The 21641-nt window shown below is 40.3% G+C and carries 17 protein-coding genes; 8 read left to right on the top strand and 9 right to left on the bottom strand.

Going from position 1 to position 21641, the window contains the following annotated elements:
* The first annotated feature begins 56 nt into the window (after positions 1 to 56).
* Positions 57 to 2531 carry a sensor domain-containing protein gene (locus tag SAR02S_RS03915; protein ID WP_052433514.1) on the top strand — a complete coding sequence of 825 codons (2475 nt, stop codon included), beginning with the start codon at positions 57 to 59 and terminating at the stop codon, positions 2529 to 2531.
* Between the two features lie 3 nt (positions 2532 to 2534).
* Here SAR02S_RS03915 and SAR02S_RS03910 read toward each other — a convergent pair whose 3' ends face one another.
* From SAR02S_RS03910 to SAR02S_RS03875, 8 genes are all read right to left on the bottom strand, one after another.
* A complete protein-coding gene (locus tag SAR02S_RS03910; RefSeq protein WP_041957054.1) occupies positions 2535 to 3911 on the bottom strand; it encodes a type IV pili methyl-accepting chemotaxis transducer N-terminal domain-containing protein in 1377 nt (458 codons plus the stop codon).
* A gap of 28 nt (positions 3912 to 3939) precedes the next feature.
* Positions 3940 to 4602, bottom strand: a complete 663-nt coding sequence (locus SAR02S_RS03905; protein WP_041957052.1) for a Crp/Fnr family transcriptional regulator — start codon at positions 4600 to 4602, stop codon at positions 3940 to 3942.
* 16 nt (positions 4603 to 4618) lie between these two features.
* On the bottom strand, positions 4619 to 5269 hold the full coding sequence (locus SAR02S_RS03900) for a hypothetical protein (protein WP_041957050.1): 651 nt from the start codon (positions 5267 to 5269) through the stop codon (positions 4619 to 4621).
* Positions 5262 to 7640, bottom strand: a complete 2379-nt coding sequence (locus SAR02S_RS03895) for a cytochrome c biogenesis protein CcsA (protein WP_041957048.1) — start codon at positions 7638 to 7640, stop codon at positions 5262 to 5264. Before SAR02S_RS03895 ends, SAR02S_RS03900 begins: the two co-directional genes overlap by 8 nt.
* Before the next feature lie 100 nt (positions 7641 to 7740).
* On the bottom strand, positions 7741 to 9273 hold the full coding sequence (gene nrfA / locus SAR02S_RS03890; RefSeq protein WP_041957046.1) for an ammonia-forming cytochrome c nitrite reductase: 1533 nt from the start codon (positions 9271 to 9273) through the stop codon (positions 7741 to 7743).
* Positions 9274 to 9284: 11 nt separating this feature from the next.
* Positions 9285 to 9818, bottom strand: a complete 534-nt coding sequence (gene nrfH / locus SAR02S_RS03885) for a cytochrome c nitrite reductase small subunit (RefSeq protein WP_041957044.1) — start codon at positions 9816 to 9818, stop codon at positions 9285 to 9287.
* A gap of 226 nt (positions 9819 to 10044) precedes the next feature.
* Positions 10045 to 10686, bottom strand: a complete 642-nt coding sequence (locus tag SAR02S_RS03880; protein WP_041957038.1) for a Crp/Fnr family transcriptional regulator — start codon at positions 10684 to 10686, stop codon at positions 10045 to 10047.
* A gap of 127 nt (positions 10687 to 10813) precedes the next feature.
* Positions 10814 to 11713, bottom strand: coding sequence for a LysR family transcriptional regulator (locus SAR02S_RS03875; protein WP_041957037.1), 900 nt, complete (start codon positions 11711 to 11713; stop codon positions 10814 to 10816).
* Positions 11714 to 11896: 183 nt separating this feature from the next.
* Here SAR02S_RS03875 and sdhA point away from each other — a divergent pair, with 183 nt between their 5' ends.
* The 7 genes from sdhA to SAR02S_RS03840 all read left to right on the top strand — a co-directional run bounded on the left by sdhA (position 11897) and on the right by SAR02S_RS03840 (position 21218).
* Positions 11897 to 13747 (top strand): 8-methylmenaquinol:fumarate reductase flavoprotein subunit, encoded by a 1851-nt coding sequence (gene sdhA / locus SAR02S_RS03870; RefSeq protein ID WP_041957035.1) that lies wholly within the window; start codon positions 11897 to 11899, stop codon positions 13745 to 13747.
* Positions 13747 to 14706 (top strand): 8-methylmenaquinol:fumarate reductase iron-sulfur subunit, encoded by a 960-nt coding sequence (gene sdhB / locus SAR02S_RS03865; protein WP_041957033.1) that lies wholly within the window; start codon positions 13747 to 13749, stop codon positions 14704 to 14706. Before sdhA ends, sdhB begins: the two co-directional genes overlap by 1 nt.
* A gap of 3 nt (positions 14707 to 14709) precedes the next feature.
* On the top strand, positions 14710 to 15564 hold the full coding sequence (gene sdhE, locus SAR02S_RS03860; RefSeq protein WP_041957032.1) for an 8-methylmenaquinol:fumarate reductase membrane anchor subunit: 855 nt from the start codon (positions 14710 to 14712) through the stop codon (positions 15562 to 15564).
* Positions 15565 to 15862: 298 nt separating this feature from the next.
* The gene (locus tag SAR02S_RS03855) at positions 15863 to 18112 is read left to right on the top strand and encodes a glutamine--tRNA ligase/YqeY domain fusion protein (RefSeq protein WP_041957031.1); all 2250 of its coding nucleotides are present in this window, start codon (positions 15863 to 15865) and stop codon (positions 18110 to 18112) included.
* Positions 18105 to 19292, top strand: a complete 1188-nt coding sequence (locus tag SAR02S_RS03850; RefSeq protein WP_041957030.1) for a glutamate--tRNA ligase — start codon at positions 18105 to 18107, stop codon at positions 19290 to 19292. Before SAR02S_RS03855 ends, SAR02S_RS03850 begins: the two co-directional genes overlap by 8 nt.
* Positions 19289 to 19585: a YggT family protein gene (locus SAR02S_RS03845; RefSeq protein WP_084218441.1), complete on the top strand. Its 297-nt coding sequence runs from the start codon at positions 19289 to 19291 to the stop codon at positions 19583 to 19585. The genes SAR02S_RS03850 and SAR02S_RS03845 overlap by 4 nt, the downstream gene beginning before the upstream one ends.
* The gene (locus tag SAR02S_RS03840) at positions 19575 to 21218 is read left to right on the top strand and encodes a lytic transglycosylase domain-containing protein (RefSeq protein ID WP_041957029.1); all 1644 of its coding nucleotides are present in this window, start codon (positions 19575 to 19577) and stop codon (positions 21216 to 21218) included. The genes SAR02S_RS03845 and SAR02S_RS03840 overlap by 11 nt, the downstream gene beginning before the upstream one ends.
* On the opposite strand, the gene SAR02S_RS03835 is transcribed toward SAR02S_RS03840, so the two are convergent.
* Entirely contained in the window at positions 21160 to 21636 is a 477-nt protein-coding gene (locus tag SAR02S_RS03835) for a hypothetical protein (protein WP_041957028.1), read from the bottom strand. The genes SAR02S_RS03840 and SAR02S_RS03835 overlap by 59 nt on opposite strands.
* Positions 21637 to 21641: the final 5 nt, after the last annotated feature.

The following is a 21641-nucleotide window of genomic DNA, read 5'->3' as shown; positions in this document are numbered from 1 at the left end:
TTAAAAATTGTCAAAAGCCACTGTAGTGATGCTATGTGTGCAAAAAAGGTTGCTAGATGAGTCACTCCTACACGAATAACACAAATACCTGTCAAAGAAAGTGTGAAATCCGCTCACTTGCTGAAAACATACATGATCCAATTTACCGTTACGATCGTGACTGCCGTCACATCTATGTCAATCATGCGGTAGAAAAACTGTGTGGGCTATCAGCATCTGACCTCCTTGGTAAAACACCTACCGAATCTTTACACGCCGCAATTCCTAATGATCGTTTAAATGTTATGAAAAGCATTCAACATGTCATCACGACAGGTAAAGTTGATACCGTAGAAGTTACATTTGAAAATACAGATGGAAGTTACCATTACTTTCAACATCTACATGTACCAGAATTTTCGCACGACCAAACTGTCAAGAGCGTATTGGCCATTGGTCGAGATATTTCGGCATACAAAAACCTTCAAAAAGAGCTTCTTTCTCGCGAAAATATGTTTCGTGCCCTTGCTGAAAACTCTCCCGATGCCATTATCCGTTACGATACCTTATGTCGTAAAATTTATGTCAATGCAATGACTATTAAAGCGTTTAACCGTTCTGCTGCCAAGCTACTGGGAAAAACACCCAAAGAGTCTAAATTACTGTTAAATTACAAAGAATTTGAGTTAAAACTGCAAGAGGTCATTCACACTAAACAAGAATCGATGTTGGAAGTTTCAACACTATCATCAGGTGAGCATCTTTGGGCAGAGGTACGCCTTATCCCAGAATTTGATGACCATGAAGAGCTGATAAGTGTTTTAGCCGTTGGAAGGCATATCACCAAACGCAAAAAATTAGAAATGCACCTTAATGCCACACTCTCTCAGTTTGAACAATTTATTAACAATATTACCGAAATGGCATGGATCAAAGATAAAGAGGGAAAATACATCATCGTCAATCAAGTACTTGCTAATCGATTTGGTGTAAGTGCTCAAGAGATGATCGGTAAACATGATTCTGATTTTTTCGATGAAAAAACATCCAAGGCACATATTGATGTTGATTTGCAGGTTATGAAAGAAAAAATCACCGTCAAAGTTGAAGAGATGATTTCACCCAACCCAGACCATGAGATATGGATTGAGAGCATTAAAAATCCTTTCAGAGATAGTCATGGAAAAATCATTGGAACGATTGGAACAGCACGTGATATAACAGAACGTAAGCATGCTGAGAGACAAATGGCTTTTATGGCGCAACATGACACGCTAACCAATCTTCCAAATCGCGCACTTGCCAAAGACCGAGCTGAACAAGCCATCGCTTATGCCAAACGAAATGACAGTAAGGTTGCTTTTTTATTTATTGATCTTGATAAATTTAAAGATATTAATGACTCACTTGGGCATCTTGCAGGCGATACTATACTCAAACTTATCACATCACGATTAGGGTCATGTATCCGCGAAACCGACACATTGAGTAGACAAGGTGGTGATGAGTTTTTAATTATTCTCTCACATATTCATCACTCTCATGATGTTCTCATCACAATAGATAAAATTTTTAAAATGCTCGAAGATCCTTTCAGACTTGGAAACCATACACTTTTTACTTCTGTTTCCATTGGCGTTTCTCTCTACCCTGATGATGGGATAACCTTTAACAAACTTTATCAAAGAGCTGACATTGCAATGTATCAAGCAAAGGCACAAGGTCGCAATATCTATGCGTTTCACTCTTCTCACATAAGTTCTGCGATGGTAGAGCAGTTAAAATTACAAAATGATTTAAGAGTCGCCATTAAAAATAGTGAACTCATACTGCACTATCAACCCAAAATTGATCTGAATAATCATCATATCACAGGTGTTGAAGCACTCATTCGCTGGATTCATCCAGAACGTGGTCTCATCTCTCCTCTTACGTTTATTCCGCTTGCAGAGTCCAGTGGATTGATCGTAGAGATAGGAGAATGGGTGTTGATAGAAGCGTGTAAACAAGCCGCCTTTTGGCATCAAAAACAACTTTATATTCATGTTGCAGTCAATATTTCAGCCATTCAGTTTAAACGTGGAAATCTTGAGGCTGTTGTCAAAAAAGCTCTTGATCTCTCAGGGCTAGATCCAAACTTCTTAGAACTTGAACTCACCGAATCTATCTTCATTCACAACACACACGAAACACTTAAGATGATTCAAAACTTAAAAGAAGTTGGTGTTATGCTCTCTATTGATGATTTTGGGACAGGGTATTCAAGCTTAACGTACCTCAAACGTTTTAAAGTCGATAAACTGAAAATAGATCGATCATTCATTCAAAATCTTCTTCAAGATCAAGAAGATGCTGTTATTGTAAAAACCATTATTCAGATGGCAAAAAGTCTCAATCTCAAAACGATTGCAGAGGGAGTTGAAGATCAAGAGGTTTTAGATATTATGTATCACTATGGTTGCGATGAAGTGCAAGGATACTACTTTGCAAAACCCATGGAAGCACAGAACATCACTTCACATATTGACACAACCATGAAATGGGTAAGGTAAATCTTACCCCTCTTTTTTCTCGTCCATTTGCAGGCTACTCTCGACCATGGCATTAAGGCTTTTTTTCAGCTTTTGTAACATGCGGTTAACATGGATGAGATTTTCAGCCGATTGAATGGCAATGTCCTCTGTCGCGTTCACATTTTTATCAAATGTCTTCTTCTCATTCTCATCAATGCCCATATCTTCGATGACGTCTTCGACTTCAAGTGCTAGCTGTTGCAGTTGAGAAACGGCATTTTCCGCTTTTTTGAGGGCATCTTCAGAGTCTTTCATCGCAAGATTTACCTTTTGTACAAAGAGTGAGATGTGCGTTGAAGCTTCTTTCAGCTCATCTTCACTGTTGGAGGAGAGCGTTACATTTTGCCCAGAGAAGCTACTTATATCGCCATGTGCTAGCTCTTTGGCTTTTTGCACAAACCCTTCTAAATGCTCGATGATCTCTTTGGTCATCACAAACGCATAAACGATGATGATAAGCCCAATAATCAGTGCAATGTACTGAAATTTGAGAAACATATCGTTTTTCGCTTCGCTGTGGTCGGTATAGAGCCACACTGCTTCATCCATCGCGTTGAGCAATTGCACATTTTTTTCATACACAAAGGCCAAGTGCTTGTTGATCTCACTCTCCACTGCAATGACATGGTCTAAGTAGAGCATGTACTCTTCCCAGTACGCATTGTTTTCTTTAACGATGGCATAGACTTCGGGAGCATTTTTCACCGCAGGGTCATCTAAAAAGCTCTTAATTGTTTTATTGTAAAGCGCTTTGGCATCGGCATAAACAAGCAAATCTTGTGCGTTGGCACTGCGTAAATAGCGGTTGACATAAAGCCCCATACGTTGTGAGAGCATACGTTGGCGACCTGAGAGGTCAATGTGAACATTACTCAGATTTGCACGCACCATACGTTGCACCACAGAGTCTGAGAGCACAAGGAGTTTTTCGATGCGAGGAGTGAGCACTTCCATATCGGGGCGCACCTCTTCAATGCCTTTTTTCAATGCCTCAACCTCGACACGAAAAGGAAGCCATAGCGCCATGACTTCTCCTAGTTTAGCTTGGATACGCTCATTTTGAGGCGCGTAAATTCCTTTGCTGTCATTGCCGTATAAAAGATCTTTCAGGCTATTTTCAAACAGATTTACCGCGGTGTTTAACTCACGAAAGTCATTGGTGTGCCGATGCACGATGAAAAAGGTCTCTTTACTGATCTTTTGGGAGAGCATGCGTTGTTTGCCTGCAATATTGATGATATAGGAGTCTTTTTTACTCATCTGATTCATCATCACGGTTAATGAAATGATGAAAATAATTACAAACGACAACAATCCCCCAGCGAGGCGCATCTTTGCACTAATTGCGGTTGGCTTCATTTTACAATGTCCTAAAAAGTATCATTTTTTACTCATAAATATCTTTGAGCTCTTGAATATTCAAGATCACAACGCTGTTTTTTTCGATCTCAATGGTTCCATTACGGGTGAGTTTATTTAAAATACGTGAAAGTGTCTCGGGTTGAATGTGGAGCATATAGGCAATTTCATGTTTTTTGAGTTTATTAAACGTCTCAAGCTCATTGACCAGCATATGAGCGACTTTTGCTGTTCCATCAAACACGACATCACGACTAATGATACACTGCATCTGTTGAATCATCTTAAACGACTCTTCCAAAATCTTGGTCATCAAGCGGTGGTTGGTATAAATCATCTCTCGAAATGGTTCACTTTGGATGCAAAGCACCGTACTGTCTTCCAAAAACTCCGCATTGGCGTAACAGCTGATGAAAAAGCTATCTATTAACTTGGAGACATTGAAAATAAGAGAGTTTGAATAGAGCTTATAGAGGAAGATTTCATTGTCAAAGCGGTCAACCTTATAAAACTTGACCGAGCCTTTGATGATATAATAAATCGAATCTTTGGTGTCTTTTTCATAAAAGAGCACGTCACCTGCTTTATGGTGACGTACACTGCAAAATGAGGCGATTTTTTGGATATCGTCACTTTGTAGAGAATCGAACAATGGCAATGAAGTAATGAGCGCCAAAGGATCGCCTAACATTAAACCTCTTTATGATTTATTGAACAAACGTAGCGTTTTCAACAATGATTTTATAAGAGTAGCCCGAACCAAAATCTTTGTCAACACGAACCACACCGGAAGCGGTTACAATATCACCCACTTTTGGCAATTCAGAAGACGTAAAAACCACACGCCCTACTTCGCTTCCCTCACCCGTACCATCTTGAATATGAATCCAGTTACGTCCAATAATATTCGGTGATGCTTTCACAACTTTACCACGAATGGCAATTGTTTTATCTTTCAAACTGGCACGTTTTTCCCACGCCTCTTTAACACTCATGGTATCTTTTTGTTTATACGGAGACTCTTTAACCTGCTCGCTCATGAGTGCTAAATTGCCTTTTTCAGGTACTTGTGTTCGATACTGAAGGTTAGAAGCAAACACAATCTCATCAAATTTGCGATTCAATGTCTTGCTCTCAAAATTTTTAGCTTTTAGCTCCTCGGTAAAACGAACCTCTGTTCCTTTTTCAACCTTCGTTCCTTCAACAGCAACCCAGTATTTTTTCTTCGTATCGTCAATCTGCATATACGTATAGCCACCACCTTCGAGGATGTCAACAACAGTCCCCTCAAAAACATCCCCCGCATGAAGGTTGCCGATAAGCGCTAACGAGAGTGCCAATAATTTCATTTTATTCATTTTCTTCCTTTAATTGTCTGTTTTTAGACGAAGTTATAATTAATAATGCTACCACAAAAGTACAAACATAAACCCATGTAGGAATCGGAACAGGATCACCTGTAGCGTAGGAGTGCATGCCTGCAAGATAAAAGTTGACGCCAAAGTAGGTCATCAGTATGGATGCAAAGCCCAAAAGCGAGAGCACTGCAAACAGATAGTGCGAATAAAGCTGTCGCACAAGTCTTACATGTAAAATGATCGTATAGAGCAAAATAGAGATATACGCCCACGTCTCTTTAGGGTCCCATCCCCAGTAACGCCCCCACGATTCATTTGCCCAAACACCGCCTAAAAAGTTACCGATAACCAAAAGACTCAGCCCTAAAATAAGGGTGATTTCATTGATCGCACTCAGGTGTTTAATGCTTGCAATGGTTTGGGTGGAACGTTTACATGTAAAGAGTATCAACGTGAAAAATCCCAGCGCACAACCAAGCGCTAAAAAGCCATAACTTGCCGTGATGATGGAGACATGCACCGAAAGCCAAAATGATTTTAAAACAGGTACAAGGTTGGTGATCTCAGGGTCGATGTGCCCGAGGTGTGCGACAAACATAAAGATGCCCGCCATCATCACAGAGCCTGAAAGTGCAAACAACGAACGGCGCAAAAAGAGCATGCAAAACAGCAAACACGACCACGCAATGTACACGATGGACTCATACGTATCACTGAACGGTGCGTGACCGCTCACATACCATCTCAATGCCAATCCACACGAGTGCAGCACAAACAGCAACGCCACGATGAAAAATAGCGGGCGAGTGAGTTTACATGTAACCGTTTGAGGCGCAAAAACGCGTCCAAAAGCAACCGCTAAAAGAATCAAACCCAAAAGCACATACACTAAGGTTAAACGTTCAAAAATCATCAGTTTATTGAAAAGTATCTCAACGTTAATATGCGTCGTTGAGGGCATAATCTCCGCGCCATATTTATTTTGAAACTCCGAAAATGTCTTTACATGTAAAAGCGCTTTCTCATAATTTCGCTCAAAAAGTGCTCCTACAAACGCGGTGGAACTCTCTTGCAGTTTTTCCGCTTCTTCGCCTTGAAGCTGTGCAAACATCTGCTCGAAGGCTAACCATGTATGGTTGGCGTCATTGGGCAGTGGGAAGATTTTAAAGAGTACGCCTTGGTAGAGCATAAACGCGATACTGAGGCGCTCATCAACTTTGATAAGATCGTTTTCAAAGGTACCTCGCTGGCTTGGCTTCATTGCCAATGCTTTTTGAAGTTCAGCATCTAACTTATAGCGATGTCCATCAAAAAAATCTTCAAATGTTGCCAACTTCTGATCTTTGGAAATACCTATAAACTCCCTAAGTTTGGGTGTTTTAGTCTGAATCATCGGCAGGTTTTTCCACACACTTGGATGAGAGAGCATGCCAAGGGCTACTTGCATCGCATCCATACCGTACAGGCTATTTTTACCGCTGAGTTTATAAAGCACCTCTTGGCTTAACGTATCAAAAGGTTTCATGCGTCCCATGCGTGACTGCACGACAAGTTTTTCAAACGCGTCGCTGACCGCTTGGCTCTTACTTTGGTGTTCATCCAAGTAGTTTTGAACATACTCACTCTGAGAGAAAAGAGGAGCTTGACAAAAAAGTAAAAACAGCACGATCAATGAACTGCTTTTTACCTCAGCAATGAGTTTTCGAAAACGCGATTTTGGATCAAATAGATTTAACAGAAGTCCTAAAAAAAGCAACGCATAGCCCATATAGGTCACTTCAACACCAGGGTCTTTGGTGACGGAGAGAATCGTTCCTTTTTCATCGGGATCGTAAAAAGTTTGGAAAAATTTGTACCCTTTGTACGTGAGCGTGTGGTTCATGTAAATGTGTGCATCTTGAGTTATGTTGCCATCAATGATTTGAACATCGCTATTATAGGCTGATGGTGCGCGACTGCCGTAGTAGCGCTCTAGTTCAAAATCATTTAAATGTAAAGCAAAAGGAAGGGTTATTTCGGTGTTTTTTTCGCTGCTGAAAATGACATTTGAGCTGGCACCTTCACGTATTTTCATGACGCCATCCACGCCAAAGTAACGTGTCAATCCAGATCCTATGAGGATGAGAATAAACGCGGCATGAAAGGTAAATTTGCTTACATGTAAAATCATTTTAGAGTGGTAGAGCACAAGTGCTAGATTAAGCGCGCCAAGGCTTAAAAGCATTTCGTACCAAATGGCGTTATAAACATAATGGCGCGCTACCGCTGTGCCAAAGTCATTTTCGACAAATGTTGCTACTGCGGCACCTACAGCTAAAATGAAAAGAATCGTAAGCGTTGTCTTGTAGGAGCCAAAAACTTTGAGCAACACGTTTGTCCTTGAAGATAATGTGACACACTAAAAGTGCCTTTGGAAGTTTTAGTATATCATAAGGCAGGAGAGAGATCGACCTCCCTCCTGTTTTAAAACCTTACTTTTTATTTTTATCGAAGTAAGAAGATTTGCTGTCCACTGCTGGATCAAGAGCGACAGAATTTGGAGCAAGTCTGCCTTTAGCAGCTGCCTCTTTTTTCCACTCTTTCTCTAAAGTCTCTTTAAATTTCAACTTCTCAGCAATTAAAGCTGGCATATCGACTTTTGCAATTTTTTGCGCTTTGTCTTTAGTGTCAAACTCAGGAGCTACGTAGTCCATAACACCATGTTTTGCAAGAATACTAACAAGTTTAATACGTGCTTGTTGTGCTTGGTCATTCGCTGAACCTAAAAGTCTTAAGACCTCTTCAGGAGCGTGGAAGAATGCACCATGACCTGCAATAGCCATATCGCCTCTCCATTGAGCATGACGAATGAGTGTTCTGATCTCTTTAAGTTCAGCATCACTAGCACCCGCTTCGATCGCACGGCCAGTCTCGATGTGTGCTTTACCAATGTTATCAAACGCGATGTCCATCAAGAAGTCTTTACGCTCCATTTTTTGATGTACGATGCCTTTAAGTTTCTCTTCACTCTCTCTATGGCAGTTCATACAACTTTTATCCATAGTTTTAAGAGGACTTTGAACTTGGTGATCTGAGTACTTAACAGCGCCTTCTTGAGTATAAGGCATGTGACAATCAGCACATGAAACGCCTTTTTGTCCATGAATACCTGTTCTCCAAAGCTCCCAATCAGGGTGTTGTGCTTTGATCATCGGTGTTTTAGAAATACTGTTTGTCCAGTCAGAGAAGTTAATATCATCATAATATTTTTCCATGCCTTCAACAGTGAGACCATTTTTGTATGGAAGTGTAACGACCATAGCTGTTTTAGCATCACCTTTAGCATCTTTCCACTCTGTTTTTTGGAAGTAGTACTCTACGTGACATTGTGCACAAACAAGTGAACGTTTCTCTTGATGAGTAGACTCTTCAAAGCTTTTAAGACCTGCAGCTGCAAGACCACGATTTAAATGTGGAACACGTACACTCAACTGTGCTGTTTTGTCATCATGACATGTTGCACAACCGACTGAGTTAACGACTTGCGCGCCGTATTTTGCCCATTTGCCTGTGTAATACTCTAATTCACCATCTTCTTCGATCAAACGAGGAACATCTGGAGATTTACACGTCCAACATGCCGTTGGAAGAGGACCTGTTTTAGCGTCTGTTGGAGCGCCAGTTCTGAGTGAATTGATGTTATCTTGTACCGCATAGTAGTGACCACGTGGTGCATTATAGTCTTTAGAGAATGGATAACCTGCCCATGCAACAGCAAGGTAAGGTTTTTTAGCGAGCATATCATCAAGATTGTCGCTCTCTTTGGTTTTTTTCCAAGAATCAAACTGTCTTGGGTAGTATTTTGCCCACTCTTCACTTTTTGCTTTACCTTCGATTCCTGCTTCACTTGGTGCTTTAGCAAGTTCGACTCTTTGTTTCTCTCTTTCGGTTATATTGCCAGCCAATAATGCCATTGCTCCGATAGCGACAAGTGAGCCAACAAGTAACAATTTGAATTTCATCATCATTTCTCCTTTTACTTAACTTCTTTAACACCTAAGTTATTAGGTGTCGTTGCAAGACCTCTGACTTTACCGTGTGGTACACCTTTATGACACTCCCAACAACGTCTGCCCGTAGCAACGCTTGGATCATCATATTTGTGGTCATTGTCACTATTTATTGTCATTTGAGAGGTTAAACTCGCATGACACGAAATACAATTCTCCTGTACTCTTTTCGCTCCATCGTCGCTGATCTTGATGGCATTTTTGTACGTATTAAATGTAAAAGCAACACTATGGTTGTAACCATCCCGTGCTTTTGCAATGTACTTATTAACCATATTATCACGTGGTAAGTGACAATCGATACAGCCGGCCCGTTCAGCATGTGAACTGTGTTGCCATGTCGCATATTGCGTATTCATGACGTGACAGTTGATACAGGCTTTTGGATCGCTGGAGAGATACGATAGCGCTTTGGATGCGTGAACCATATAGGCAAAAAAGCCTATAGCAATCACAAAAACCAAGAGTGCTGCGTACTTTAGGAAATTACTATTTTTCACATTTCCTCCTTCATAGACATCTCACGAAAACAACTTCGCATAAGAGATCTAATGTTCTGTGTTTCTTTACATGTAAAGAAACAACGCCAACCTAGAACCAAGACTCACAACCTCCTATTTTTATTAATTTATCTTTAATAAAATAATCTATTGAAAGCTTTAGGGTATTGTATAAAGAAAGGTGATAAAAAACCTTGACCTATGTCAAGGTATGTATGCAAAAAAGTTATAGTACCTCTTCTAATTTTTGACGATTTATGACTTGTATATGGTGTTTTTCATCCAATTCAATCATGTTGGAAGACTTAAATTTTGAGAGTGTTCTCGAAAGTGTTTCAGGCGTAAGGTTGAGAATAGAAGCTACTTGGGTATTTTTAAGTGTTTTAAAGAGTTCTCCATTTTCCAAGATAAACTTCGCTACTTTCGCATCAGCCGTTAAAATAACCTCTTTTTGAATGACATCAATGAGAATTTTATGTTTGGCAATGAGGGATTTGATAATTTCAAAAGAGATATCAGGGTTCTTGAAAAAATCATGCTCTAACGCCTTGTAGTCGATGCGTAACACTTCACTGTCACTCATAAACTCAGCCGTCGCAGGATAAGGAATGTTCTCAAAATTGGCCAGTTCTGCCACCAATCCACCCGGATAAAATTGGTGCAAAAAGATCTGTTGTCCTTTGTGGTTGGTTTTGTAAACTCTGAGCGTTCCTTGAAGCAATACATAAAGATACGTAGGTGCATCGCCTTCATAAAAAAGAATCTCTTTGGCTTTATACTTTTTAATGACAGAAATTTTTTTGAGTTTTTCAAGTTGCTCATCGTTTAAATGTGAAAATATTGAGATACTGCGAATACGCGCTTCCATAACAAACCCCTATTGAGAATAAAAATAAATTATCTTAACTTAAGCATGATTAGAACTTTCTTGAAATCCTAAAATATCTTTATTTTATGAGTTTACAAATGGCTTTATGAAGCTAAATTTCCCCGTTCTATAGGCTTTTTGCTATCGCTAAAAATTCATGCGCAATTTTTGATAAACGTTTGTCTTTTCGATACGCTAAAACAACGGTACGATTAAGCAGTGGTTCATCGATGCTAAAAAGCATGAGTTTATCTTCTTTATCTTCTTTGATAAATTGAGGCAAGGTAAAACAAGCACCAATGCCTGATGCAACGATAGAATTGGCTATATCAAAGGTCTCTGTCTCACAAAAAACTTTGGGTTCAAAGCCCGCTTTTTTAAAAATAGCATCGTAAATTGCACGGCTACGCTGGCTATCTTTAGGTAGGATAAATTTTTCATTTTTGAGTTCATTTAATGCAATAAAAGGATACCCTTTCGTTTTTTTCTTTGCTTTTTGAGCAAGAGGATGAGTTATCGGTAAAGCCAGACACGCTTGATCTTCTTTAATAACTTTATAGCTTAATTCATCCGTATGAAGGGGTAAAATCAGTGTTCCGATATCAATATCTCCATCAAGAAGCATCTTTTTTAAATTCAGCGTCGAAAATACTTGCGTAATTTTCAAATCTGTATTGGGGAATTTTTTATAAAATATCGATAACGCGTCGTGAATAAAATGGTAACCCGTTTGCGTGATCCCTAGCCTTAACTTCCCATTTTCAAAGCCTGTCACATCGCGCATTTGCACATTTAGATCATTGTAAAGTTCTATAATCGTATGTGCTTTCGAGAGATATATCTCTCCCGCATGGGTCAGACTAATAGGCGTTGTACTTCGATCAAAAAGTGGTACACCAATTTGCTTTTCTAAGATATTAATACTCTGGCTTAAAGATGGCTGGGCAATTTTGAGCTTTTGAGCCGCCTTTGTAAAGCTTTTTAATTTTGCAACCATTACAACACACTCTATTTGCTTTAAACTCATTATAAACCCCTTAAATACGATATTTTATAGAACTTTATCCCATAGGAAAACACCTATGAGAACATATATAAAACAGTCTTTGACTTATGAATAAAAGTGTATTAATATTTTGCTGTCATTAAATTTAAAATGTATTTAGAAAATATAATTTTAAATTTATAAAATCATTTACAAGGAAATCTTATGAGTGAACAGTTTACCAGAAGAGAGTTTCTGCAGTCAGCCTGTATTACCATGGGTGCGTTGGCAGTGAGTACCACAGGGGTAGAAAAAGCATTTGCTGCATCTTCAACCTCTACGCCTAATTCATCAGGTATGCCAACCTGTGATGTATTAATTATTGGTTCAGGTGCTGCAGGTCTTAGAGCTGCTGTTGCCGCACGTAAAAAGAACCCAAATCTAAGCGTAGTTGTGGTGAGCAAAGTGATGCCAACCAGAAGTGCTACAACCATGGCAGAGGGTGGCATTAATGGTGTTATTGATTTTAGTGAAGGAGACTCCTTTGAGCTTCACGCTAAAGATACTGTTAAAGGTGGTGACTTCTTAGTCGATCAAGATACCGCAATGAAGTTTGCAACTTACGCAGGTGCGGCTATTCATGAGCTTGATTACATTGGTATGCCGTTTTCACGCGATAGCAAAGGTAATGTTGATAAACGTTACGCAGGTGGCGCTAGTAAAATTCGCTGTAATTTTGCAGAAGATAAAACAGGTCACATTTTAACGCATACCTGTTTGGATGATGCGCTTAAAAACGGTGTCAAGTTTTTGATGGATCATCATATGCTTGATCTTAGCATTGAAAACGGTCATTGTGAGGGTGTTGTGTTACGTAACATTCGTACCGGAGACATCGCTCCTGTTCGTGCGAAATCCGTCGTTTTAGCAACGGGAGGTTACACTCGAGTTTTTTGGAATCGTACCTCAACTCCATACATCGCAACAGGTGATGGTGCCGCGGCAGCCCTTCGTGCAGGCTTAATCTTCAAAGACCCAGAGATGCTTCAGTTCCACCCAACGGGCGTTTGCCATGGTGGTACGCTCATCACTGAAGCAGCACGTGGTGAAGGTGGCATCTTGCTCAACAACTTAGGGGAGCGTTTTATGAAACGCTACGTACCCAATAAAATGGAACTAGCACCGCGTGATATTGTCGCACGTTCGATTGAGACAGAGATTCGTGAAGGTCGTGGTTATGGTCACGATATGGAAGCCTATGTTTTACTGGATGTAACGCATTTAGGCAAAGAAAAAATCATGAAAAACTTGCCACAAATCCGTCATATTGGTATGTTGTTTGAGAACATGGATTTGGTTGAAAAACCAATCGCGATTCGCCCAACAGCACACTACTCAATGGGTGGTATCCATGTGACAAGCTTAGACACTATGGCAACTCCTGCTCCTGGTCTTTTTGCAGCGGGTGAGGCAGCATGTGTCTCTATCCACGGTGCAAATCGCCTTGGTGGTAACTCATTGTGTGATGCAACCGTTACAGGCAAAATTGCGGGTATTAATGCTGCTGAATACGCAGCTAAAGCAGGTTTTGGTGCGGGTAAACGTCTTAATGATTTAACACTCAAATGGACAAGTCATTTCAAAGAGATAACCGGTTCTGGCAAAGGCAACGTGAACGATATGTACGCCCTTCGTGAAGAGCTTGGTGCTGCTAACTGGTATAACATGGGTATCTTTAGAACCGAGTCTAAATTACTCGCTCTCGCTGACAAACACGCAGAATTCCAAGCACGTTACGACGCGATTCGTATCCCCAATACAAACCCCGTATTTAACACAGCTTATACAGAGTATGTTGAACTTGGTAACTTGTTGCTTGCATCTCGCGCTGCACTTATGGGTGCTACGGCTCGAAAGGAATCACGAGGGTCTCATTTCCGTGAAGATTACTTAAAACGTGATGATGCAAACTTCTTAAAACACTCTATGGTCACAATGGATGAAAAAGGTCAAATGCATTTAGACTGGAAAGATGTTGTTGTCGGTCAGTTTAAAATTGAAGAGAGGAAATACTAATGAAATTTATCATTGATCGCTTTGATGGCAAAAAAAATTATCAGCAAACCTATACGGTAGAGAAAAAGGATATAGAAGCGTTGACCTTGCTTGGTACTTTGCTTTTTATTAAACAACATCAAGACATTACACTTAACTTTACAGCATCCTGTCGTATGGCGATTTGTGGTGCGTGTGGTGTTCGTGTGAATGGACACTCATACCTTGGTTGCGATACCAAAATGACAGAGCTTTTTGAGGCGTATAAAGATGCCGATACTTTCCGTATCTCTCCACTTGCAAACTATACGGTTATTTCTGATCTTGCTGTGGATTGGGAGCCAGCCATTGAAAATCTTCGTAAAATCAAACCAGGTTTAGTTGCAAAAGATAAATTCTCAGAAAAAGAGGGTTGTGTTCAAAATCAAGAAGAGTACGATCGTATTGTAAAGCAATGGGATTGTGTTCTCTGTGGTTGCTGTGCATCTGAGTGTAATAAACTCTCCGCAGATCGCTCAGATTACATGGAGCCGTTTGTTTATACCCAAGCATGGCGTGTAGCAAATGACTCTCGTAGTAAAGATCCAATGATTCACGTTAAACCAGCAGTACTCAATGGTCTATGGAACTGTGTTCACTGTCATGAGTGTAGCAATCGCTGTCCAAAACATATTAGCTCAGCCGATGACATTGCAGGCTTACGTGCTCTTGCTATGAAAAAAGGCTTGAACAGTGGTGTCGGTCCAGCGCATGCTAAATCGTTCTATACAGATTTAGTCGAAGATTCAGGTCGCTTGAATGAAATCCGTCTTGCTCTTAGAACTGAGGGTGTCAGTACAGCGCTTCGTGCGGGTACAGCGATTACTTTAATGCGTGCAGGCAAAATGAATCCACTTGAGATTTTTGGTGGTCACACCATTGAAGGTCATAAAGACTTGGTAAAAATGATTGAAGCAGCTAAAGCTGCAAACAAGGAGTAACGTATGCAAAATGAATTTGCTTTTTTCCCTGGTTGCGTGCTGACGCAAGCCGCTATCGAAGCTAAAATGTCTCTTGAAGCCATAGCTCCCATTCTAGGCATTAAACTTAAAGAGATTAATGGATGGAGTTGCTGTGGTGCTTCTCAAGCACAAGATGTTGATCCTGTAGCAACCTTGGTTGCAAATGCTCGTAACCTCGCCCTTGCCGAACAAATGAAACTGCCAGTACTTACAACATGCAGCACCTGTTTGCTCATGTTACGTCGTGCAAAAGCACAGTTAGATCATGGCGAAAAAGAGCGTATCAATACGTTTCTTGCAAAAGGCAACATGAACTATAAAGGAACCAGTGAAGTCACAAGCCTTCTTTGGGTTCTTGCTCAAAATGCGGATCTTATTAAGTCTAAAGTGAAAAAACCTCTAACAGGTCTTAAAGTAGCTGTTTTCTATGGTTGCCACAGTGTCAGACCTGAAAAAGATCTAGGTTTTGAAAGCTCTGTCAATCCGACCAGTTTTGAAACGGTTGTAAAAGCTTTGGGTGCAGAGGTTGTGCCTTTTGCAAAACGTTTGGATTGTTGTGGTTTCCATGCAGTCTATCCAGCAGAAAAGTCGGTTATGAAAATGACCAGTAGTATTGTTAACAGTGCGGCTGAGTCTCAAGCAGACTGTGTGGTAACTCCTTGTCCACTGTGTCAAATGCAACTGGACATTTATCAAGATGATGCACAAGATACAACAAAGTCAAAAACACGTGTTCCCGTCCTTCACCTCTCACAATTGGTGGGTTTAGCGCTAGGTGTTTCTGCTAAAAAATTAGGGCTTGATTACAATGTCATTGACGCAAATAAATTAGGATAATGTTTTTGTTAGCCGTGGTACTAATACCGCGGTTAGCATACTTCTGACACATTTAATAATAAAAAATTGCTCGTTTGATAAACAAATACCACAAGCCTCTTGTTTAATTTTTGTCAATGTTTTACATGTAAAATCGATTTAATTGAGTATTCAGGCACAATGCTTACTTTTCTCCACAAATTACTCTCACGAGTTATGCCCTTACAAAAGTGATCTATTAACACTTTTGTGTTAATTAATGTAGGGCATGATAAAATACAGATATATAAGAGCTATCAATCAAAAAAGGTTTTAATAAATGAGTGAGAGTAAAGATTTTTTACGCACAATTGTTGAAGAGGATTTAAAATCTGGAAAGTATAAAGAAGTTATTACCCGATTTCCTCCAGAGCCTAATGGTTTTCCACACATTGGACATGCTAAATCTATCTGTATCAATTTTGGCATTGCACGTGATTATCAAGGGCATTGTAACCTAAGAATGGACGACACCAACCCAACGACTGAAGACATGAAATATGTTGAGGCTTTGAAAGATGCTGTGACGTGGCTTGGATTTGAATGGGCTGATAAAGTGTACTTTGCTTCCGATTATTTTCCAAAAATTTACGATTATGCTGTTAAACTTATCCAAATGGGCAAAGCCTATGTGGATAGTCTGAATGAAGAAGAGATACGTGAATATCGTGGTACCGTTATGCAAGCAGGAAAACGTAGTAAATTTGCAGAGCGTAGCATTGAAGAGAATCTTGACCTTTTAGAGCGCATGAAGAACGGTGAATTTCGAGATGGCGAACATGTTTTACGAGCTAAAATCGACATGAGCGCTGCCAATATGAAAATGCGTGACCCACTTTTGTACCGTATCCGTCATGCCCATCACTTCAGATCGGGGGATGAGTGGTGTATCTACCCGATGTATGACTTTGCGCACTGTTTATCGGACTACATCGAAGGCGTTACGCATTCTATCTGTACGCTCGAATTTGAAAACAACCGTGACATCTATGACTGGGTACTGGATGCGCTAGAATTAACACCTCCTCGCCCCTACCAACATGAGTTTGCACGCCTTGGCATGAACTATACGGTTATGAGCAAACGAAAACTGTTGGAACTCGTCAATGGTAATTATGTCAATGGCTGGGACGACCCGCGCCTTCCTACCATCGCAGGCTATAAACGAAGAGGCTATACACCTGAATCTATTTTGAATTTTTGCGACCAAATCGGCATCGCAAAAGCAAATTCCATGGTCGATGTTGCACAGCTTGAATTTTGCATCAGAGATGATTTAAATACAAAAGTGCCTCGTGTGATGTGTGTGCTTGATCCTCTTAAAATCACCATTGAAAATTATGAGGGAGAAGAAGCAATTGATGCTTCCTACTACCCACACGATGTGCCGAAAGAGGGCTCACGCAAGCTTCCGTTCTCTCGTGAAATTTACATTGAGCGTGATGACTTTATGGAAAATCCTCCTGAGGGTTACTTCCGTCTCACACCTGAACAACCAGTGAGATTAAAACATGCGTATATCATTACATGTAAAGAAATTGTGAAAGATGCTAGTGGCACGATCACCGAAATCAAAGCAGAATATCACCCTGAGTCTAAAAGTGGCTCAGATACAAGCGGTATCAAGGTTAAAAGTGCTATCCATTGGGTCAGTGCGAAGCACGCTAAAGCCGTTGAAGTCAGGCTTTATGAGAGATTATACTCAGTCGAAGCACCTGAAGGCTTAGAAGATTTAAACCCAGACTCTTTACATGTAATCAAAAATGCGTTTGTTGAGCCCGCTGTTATCACCGAAAAACCTGATGTTAGATTCCAGTTTGAGAGACAAGGGTATTTTTATGCGGATCCAATTGATTACACCGATGAAAAACCTGTCTTTAATAAAATCGTAGGGCTTAAAGACTCTTGGTCGAAAAAAACAGAAGGGGCAGTACCCGCACCTAAACCTGTGGTTCAAAAGGTACAGGTAGAAGGTGAAGTGACTCCTATGAATGAGGTGGAGCAAGCATCCTTTGACAGATACACAAAAGTGCTTGGGCTTAACAATGAAATCGCCAATATTTTAGCGCGTGACGAGCAACTTTCTCGTTTTTATGAAGAGAGCCTATCGATTTTTAATAGTCCTGTGAGCATCGCTAACCTTGTAGCCAATGAAGTAGCACGAGAGCTTAAGCAAGAGAGCGCGTTAAACTTTAGCGCCAAAGAGATCGCAGAACTTGTTAAAATGATAGATGAAGGAACGATTTCCAATAAAATTGCAAAGCAAGTCTTTGAGGAGATGCTCACGTCTGGAGAGAATCCAAAAGCAATCGTTGAAGCAAAAGGGCTGACACAAATCAGTGATCCTGAAAAACTAAAGCCTATCATTGATGATGTTATTGCCAAAAATCCCGACAATGTGGCGAAGTTTAAAGCAGGCAATACGAATCTGTTTGGCTTCTTTGTGGGTCAAGTACTCAAAAACAGTGGTGGCAAAGCTAATCCAACCGTGGTCAACGAGCTTGTGAGCGAAAAGTTGAAACATGTATAGATTTGCCCCCTCTCCTGCGGGTGATCTGCATATAGGCAACCTGCAAGTTGCTTTGTTTAATTATATCTGTGCCAAACAAGCGGGCGAACAAATGATCGTGCGCATTGAAGATGGCGATAGAGCGCGTAATATCGAAGGAAAAGACCAAGAGATTTTAGAGATGTTGGAACTCTTTGGCATTTCATATTCACAGCTTTACTATCAGAGTAATAATTTCAAGTACCATCTCCAGTTTGCCTCCACGCTTTTGGACACGAAAAAAGCCTTTATCTGTTTTTGTCCCCACGAAAACGAGGCATCTGCTTGTGATGGTACATGCGAGCATTTGAGTTCGGAAGAAGTTTTAAACATCCCAAAACCTTTTATTATTCGTATGAAAAAATCTGAGCATACCTGTGATAGCTTTGTCATTATGCGCACCGACAAATACCCAACCTACACTTTCGCCTGTGCCTGCGACGATATGCTTCAAGGCGTTACCACAATCATTCGAGAAGTTGAACAAGAACACAATGCGCCTAAAGAAGAACATATCCGTAAATCGATAGGGTATGAGCAAAAAATGCACTACACACATGTCCCGGACATTCAAACTCCAAAGGATGAAAGCGACGTTAAATGGCTTTTAGACCAAGGGTTTATGCCTGAAGCGATTGTAAATTATCTCGTGCTTTTAAGTAGCCACTCACCTGCCGAAATTTTCACACTTGAAGAAGCGATTTCGTGGTTTGACATCACAGCCATTTCCAAGTCATCTGCTCATTTTGACATCGATAAACTACGTTTTATCAACCGTGAACACATCAAACGCATTGCTGACATGGAGCTTTCAAAACGCATAGGGTATGCCTGTGAGAACATCGGAAAACTTGCCAAACTCTACACAGAAGAGGTAAGCACCACGTATGAAATAAAACAAAAAGTAGATGCACTTTTTGCAAAAAAAGAGTTTTACGCAGAGTTTGAAAATGAGAGTAAACTTTTACAAGAACTTATTCAAAAAGCGCCCTATTTTGATGAATTCGATGCTTTTAAAGCGTATCTTTTAGAAGCAAGTGGACTCAAAGAAGATTCTTTCCTCAAACCACTTCGCTTTTGGCTCAGTGGGGCTGACCATAGCCCTGAACTGGCACTTTTGTATCCATTGATTAAAAACTACCTGAAGGAGATTGTTAGATGATCGTTTTAGCGACACTTATTGAAGCTTTTGCCACCATTTTACATACGTTGATTAACATCTATATCTGGGTTATCATTATTGCAGCCCTCATTACTTTTGTGAGACCTGACCCGTACAATCCTATTGTACAGATTCTCTTTCGCTTAACCAACCCTGTGTATGCATTTATTCGTAAACTGGTTCCAACCTTAATTGGTGGTATCGACCTTGCTCCGCTGATTGTGATCTTGACACTTCAATTTGTCGACCTCTTTGCGGTTAAACTTCTGTTTGCGCTTGCCAATGCTTTATAAACTTTTTTTAGGCCTTTTTTTCTGCCTTTGTATTTGCATTGACCTGTTTGCTGATGAGCCTGTAAATTTTGCCTTTTTTGACGATAAACCACGAAGTCTTGCGAAAGATTTTTACATCTACGAGTACCTACAACAAGAGACAACCACCCTCAAAGAGGCTAAAGCACTCTTTGGGATGGTGCATACGATGAACATCCGCTTTTTCCACCTTTTTGCTAAAAAAATGGACAATGTGGAGTATAAAAAAATCTCCAAATGTATTGATATGGATGTAAGTTCATTAATGAAAGAAGATGATGAATGTCTAAATATCGGCATTAACATTGCGAAAGTCACGTCGCTTTCTAAAGGTCAGCTCAAACTGATTAAGCCAAGATTGAAACGCAATAACGAGCTTGTCAATCTCATCACGTTGATGGAGAGTGAAAACGTTTATGAAGCAGCGCTAAATAGCGATGGAAACACCTTTTTAACGCTTTTTAACGGAAGTATCACTGCATACAAAGCAGCGATCTTCAATCAACAGATTATCCCCAAAGAGCAGATGGACAAGCTCTCCAACTATCCTAAATTTAACCAACTTGCTTACAATGTTGTCCAAAATGATAAGCTGGAAAATGTGCAAAAATCACTTTTACATGTAACGCCATCTTTACATGTAAACGCTAAGTCACTTTTTTATCTAGGACTTAATGCCCTGAAATATAACGAGAAAGAGCGCTCCCTTTACTTTTTTGAACTATCCGTTGAGCGCGCAACCAAAAGCGAAGAGAAAGACAAAGCCCTCTTTTGGCAATACCTCGTCACAAAAGACAGACACTTTTTAGAGCGCATCGTGCAAGATTCTGACATCAACATGTACTCACTCTATGCCTATGAAAAGCTGGGTCTACCGTACAAAAACATTGTTTCACCTGTACTTGAGGGAACGCATCCAACGTTCAATGTCAGCGATCCTTTTGCATGGCCAAAAGTCATGAACAGAGTGTACCGTATGAGTGGTGAAGAGGTTGAAGCGCTTGCACAAACGTTTAAATATGCGAACACATTACCCCATTACAGCTATTTGATGGAGCGCGTTACACGCTATTCTAAAAACTACTACCCTATTCCTTATCCTGAAGAGATTTCAAGTTATTCTGTGCATCGTCAAGCGTTAATGCTTGCCATCGCACGTCAAGAGAGTCGTTTTATCCCCTCCGTTGTTTCGACCTCATACGCACTGGGGATGATGCAGTTTATGCCATTTGTCGCGCGTGATATTGCCAAAAAAGAGAAGCTTGAAGAGTTTTCCATCTCGAATATGTTTGATCCTCGTATTGCCTATCTTTTTGGAAATATTCACCTTAATTTCTTAGAAAAGAGCTTGTACCATCCTCTTTTTGTAGCCTACGCTTACAATGGCGGTATGGGCTTTACCAAAAAACATTTACAAGGTGGCGCATTTAGTGAAGGGAATTTCGAGCCTTTTTGGAGTATGGAAACGATGATCAACGAAGAGAGTCGCGAATACGGTAAAAAAGTACTCGCAAACTACGTTGTGTATCGCCATTTATTAGGGGATGATGTCGCTATTAATAATCTTTTTGAAATTTTACTGTTACCCTCGCTGAGTGATCGTTTTCGAAACTAATCTCCATTTTAATTTCTTCTGTTTTAGGCGCTTGCACTAACACATAGTTGGTCCAAGCGTTCACAGAAGAGACCAGTTTAAGCACTGAAGCATCTTGCGCTAAAGGTGTGACCGTTACGTTTTCATCGGAACCATTGACTTGAAATCCAGAAAGCTCCACTTTATCAAAAGATCCATTTCCTGTTGCCATGTAAGTACCTACGATAAATTTCTCGCTCTCTTGCGTAATCAGCTCATGGTTAATCGGATTGAGATAGGTGATCGTTACAAATGTTTTAGACGTTTCAGAGTTTTTAATCTCGATCTTTTTCGAGTTTGCCATACTATAGTCCAGAGTCTTCTCTCCCTCATCGTGAGCTAACTTGGAAGCGCAACCACTCATCAAAAATGCTACTAAAACCATTGCAAAATATCGCATCATCA

Source organism: Sulfurospirillum arsenophilum NBRC 109478, assembly GCF_000813345.1.
In the GTDB taxonomy this organism is placed as follows: domain Bacteria; phylum Campylobacterota; class Campylobacteria; order Campylobacterales; family Sulfurospirillaceae; genus Sulfurospirillum; species Sulfurospirillum arsenophilum.
The sequence above is the reverse complement of the archived record's forward strand: the minus strand, read 5'-3'. Positions and strand labels throughout refer to the sequence as shown.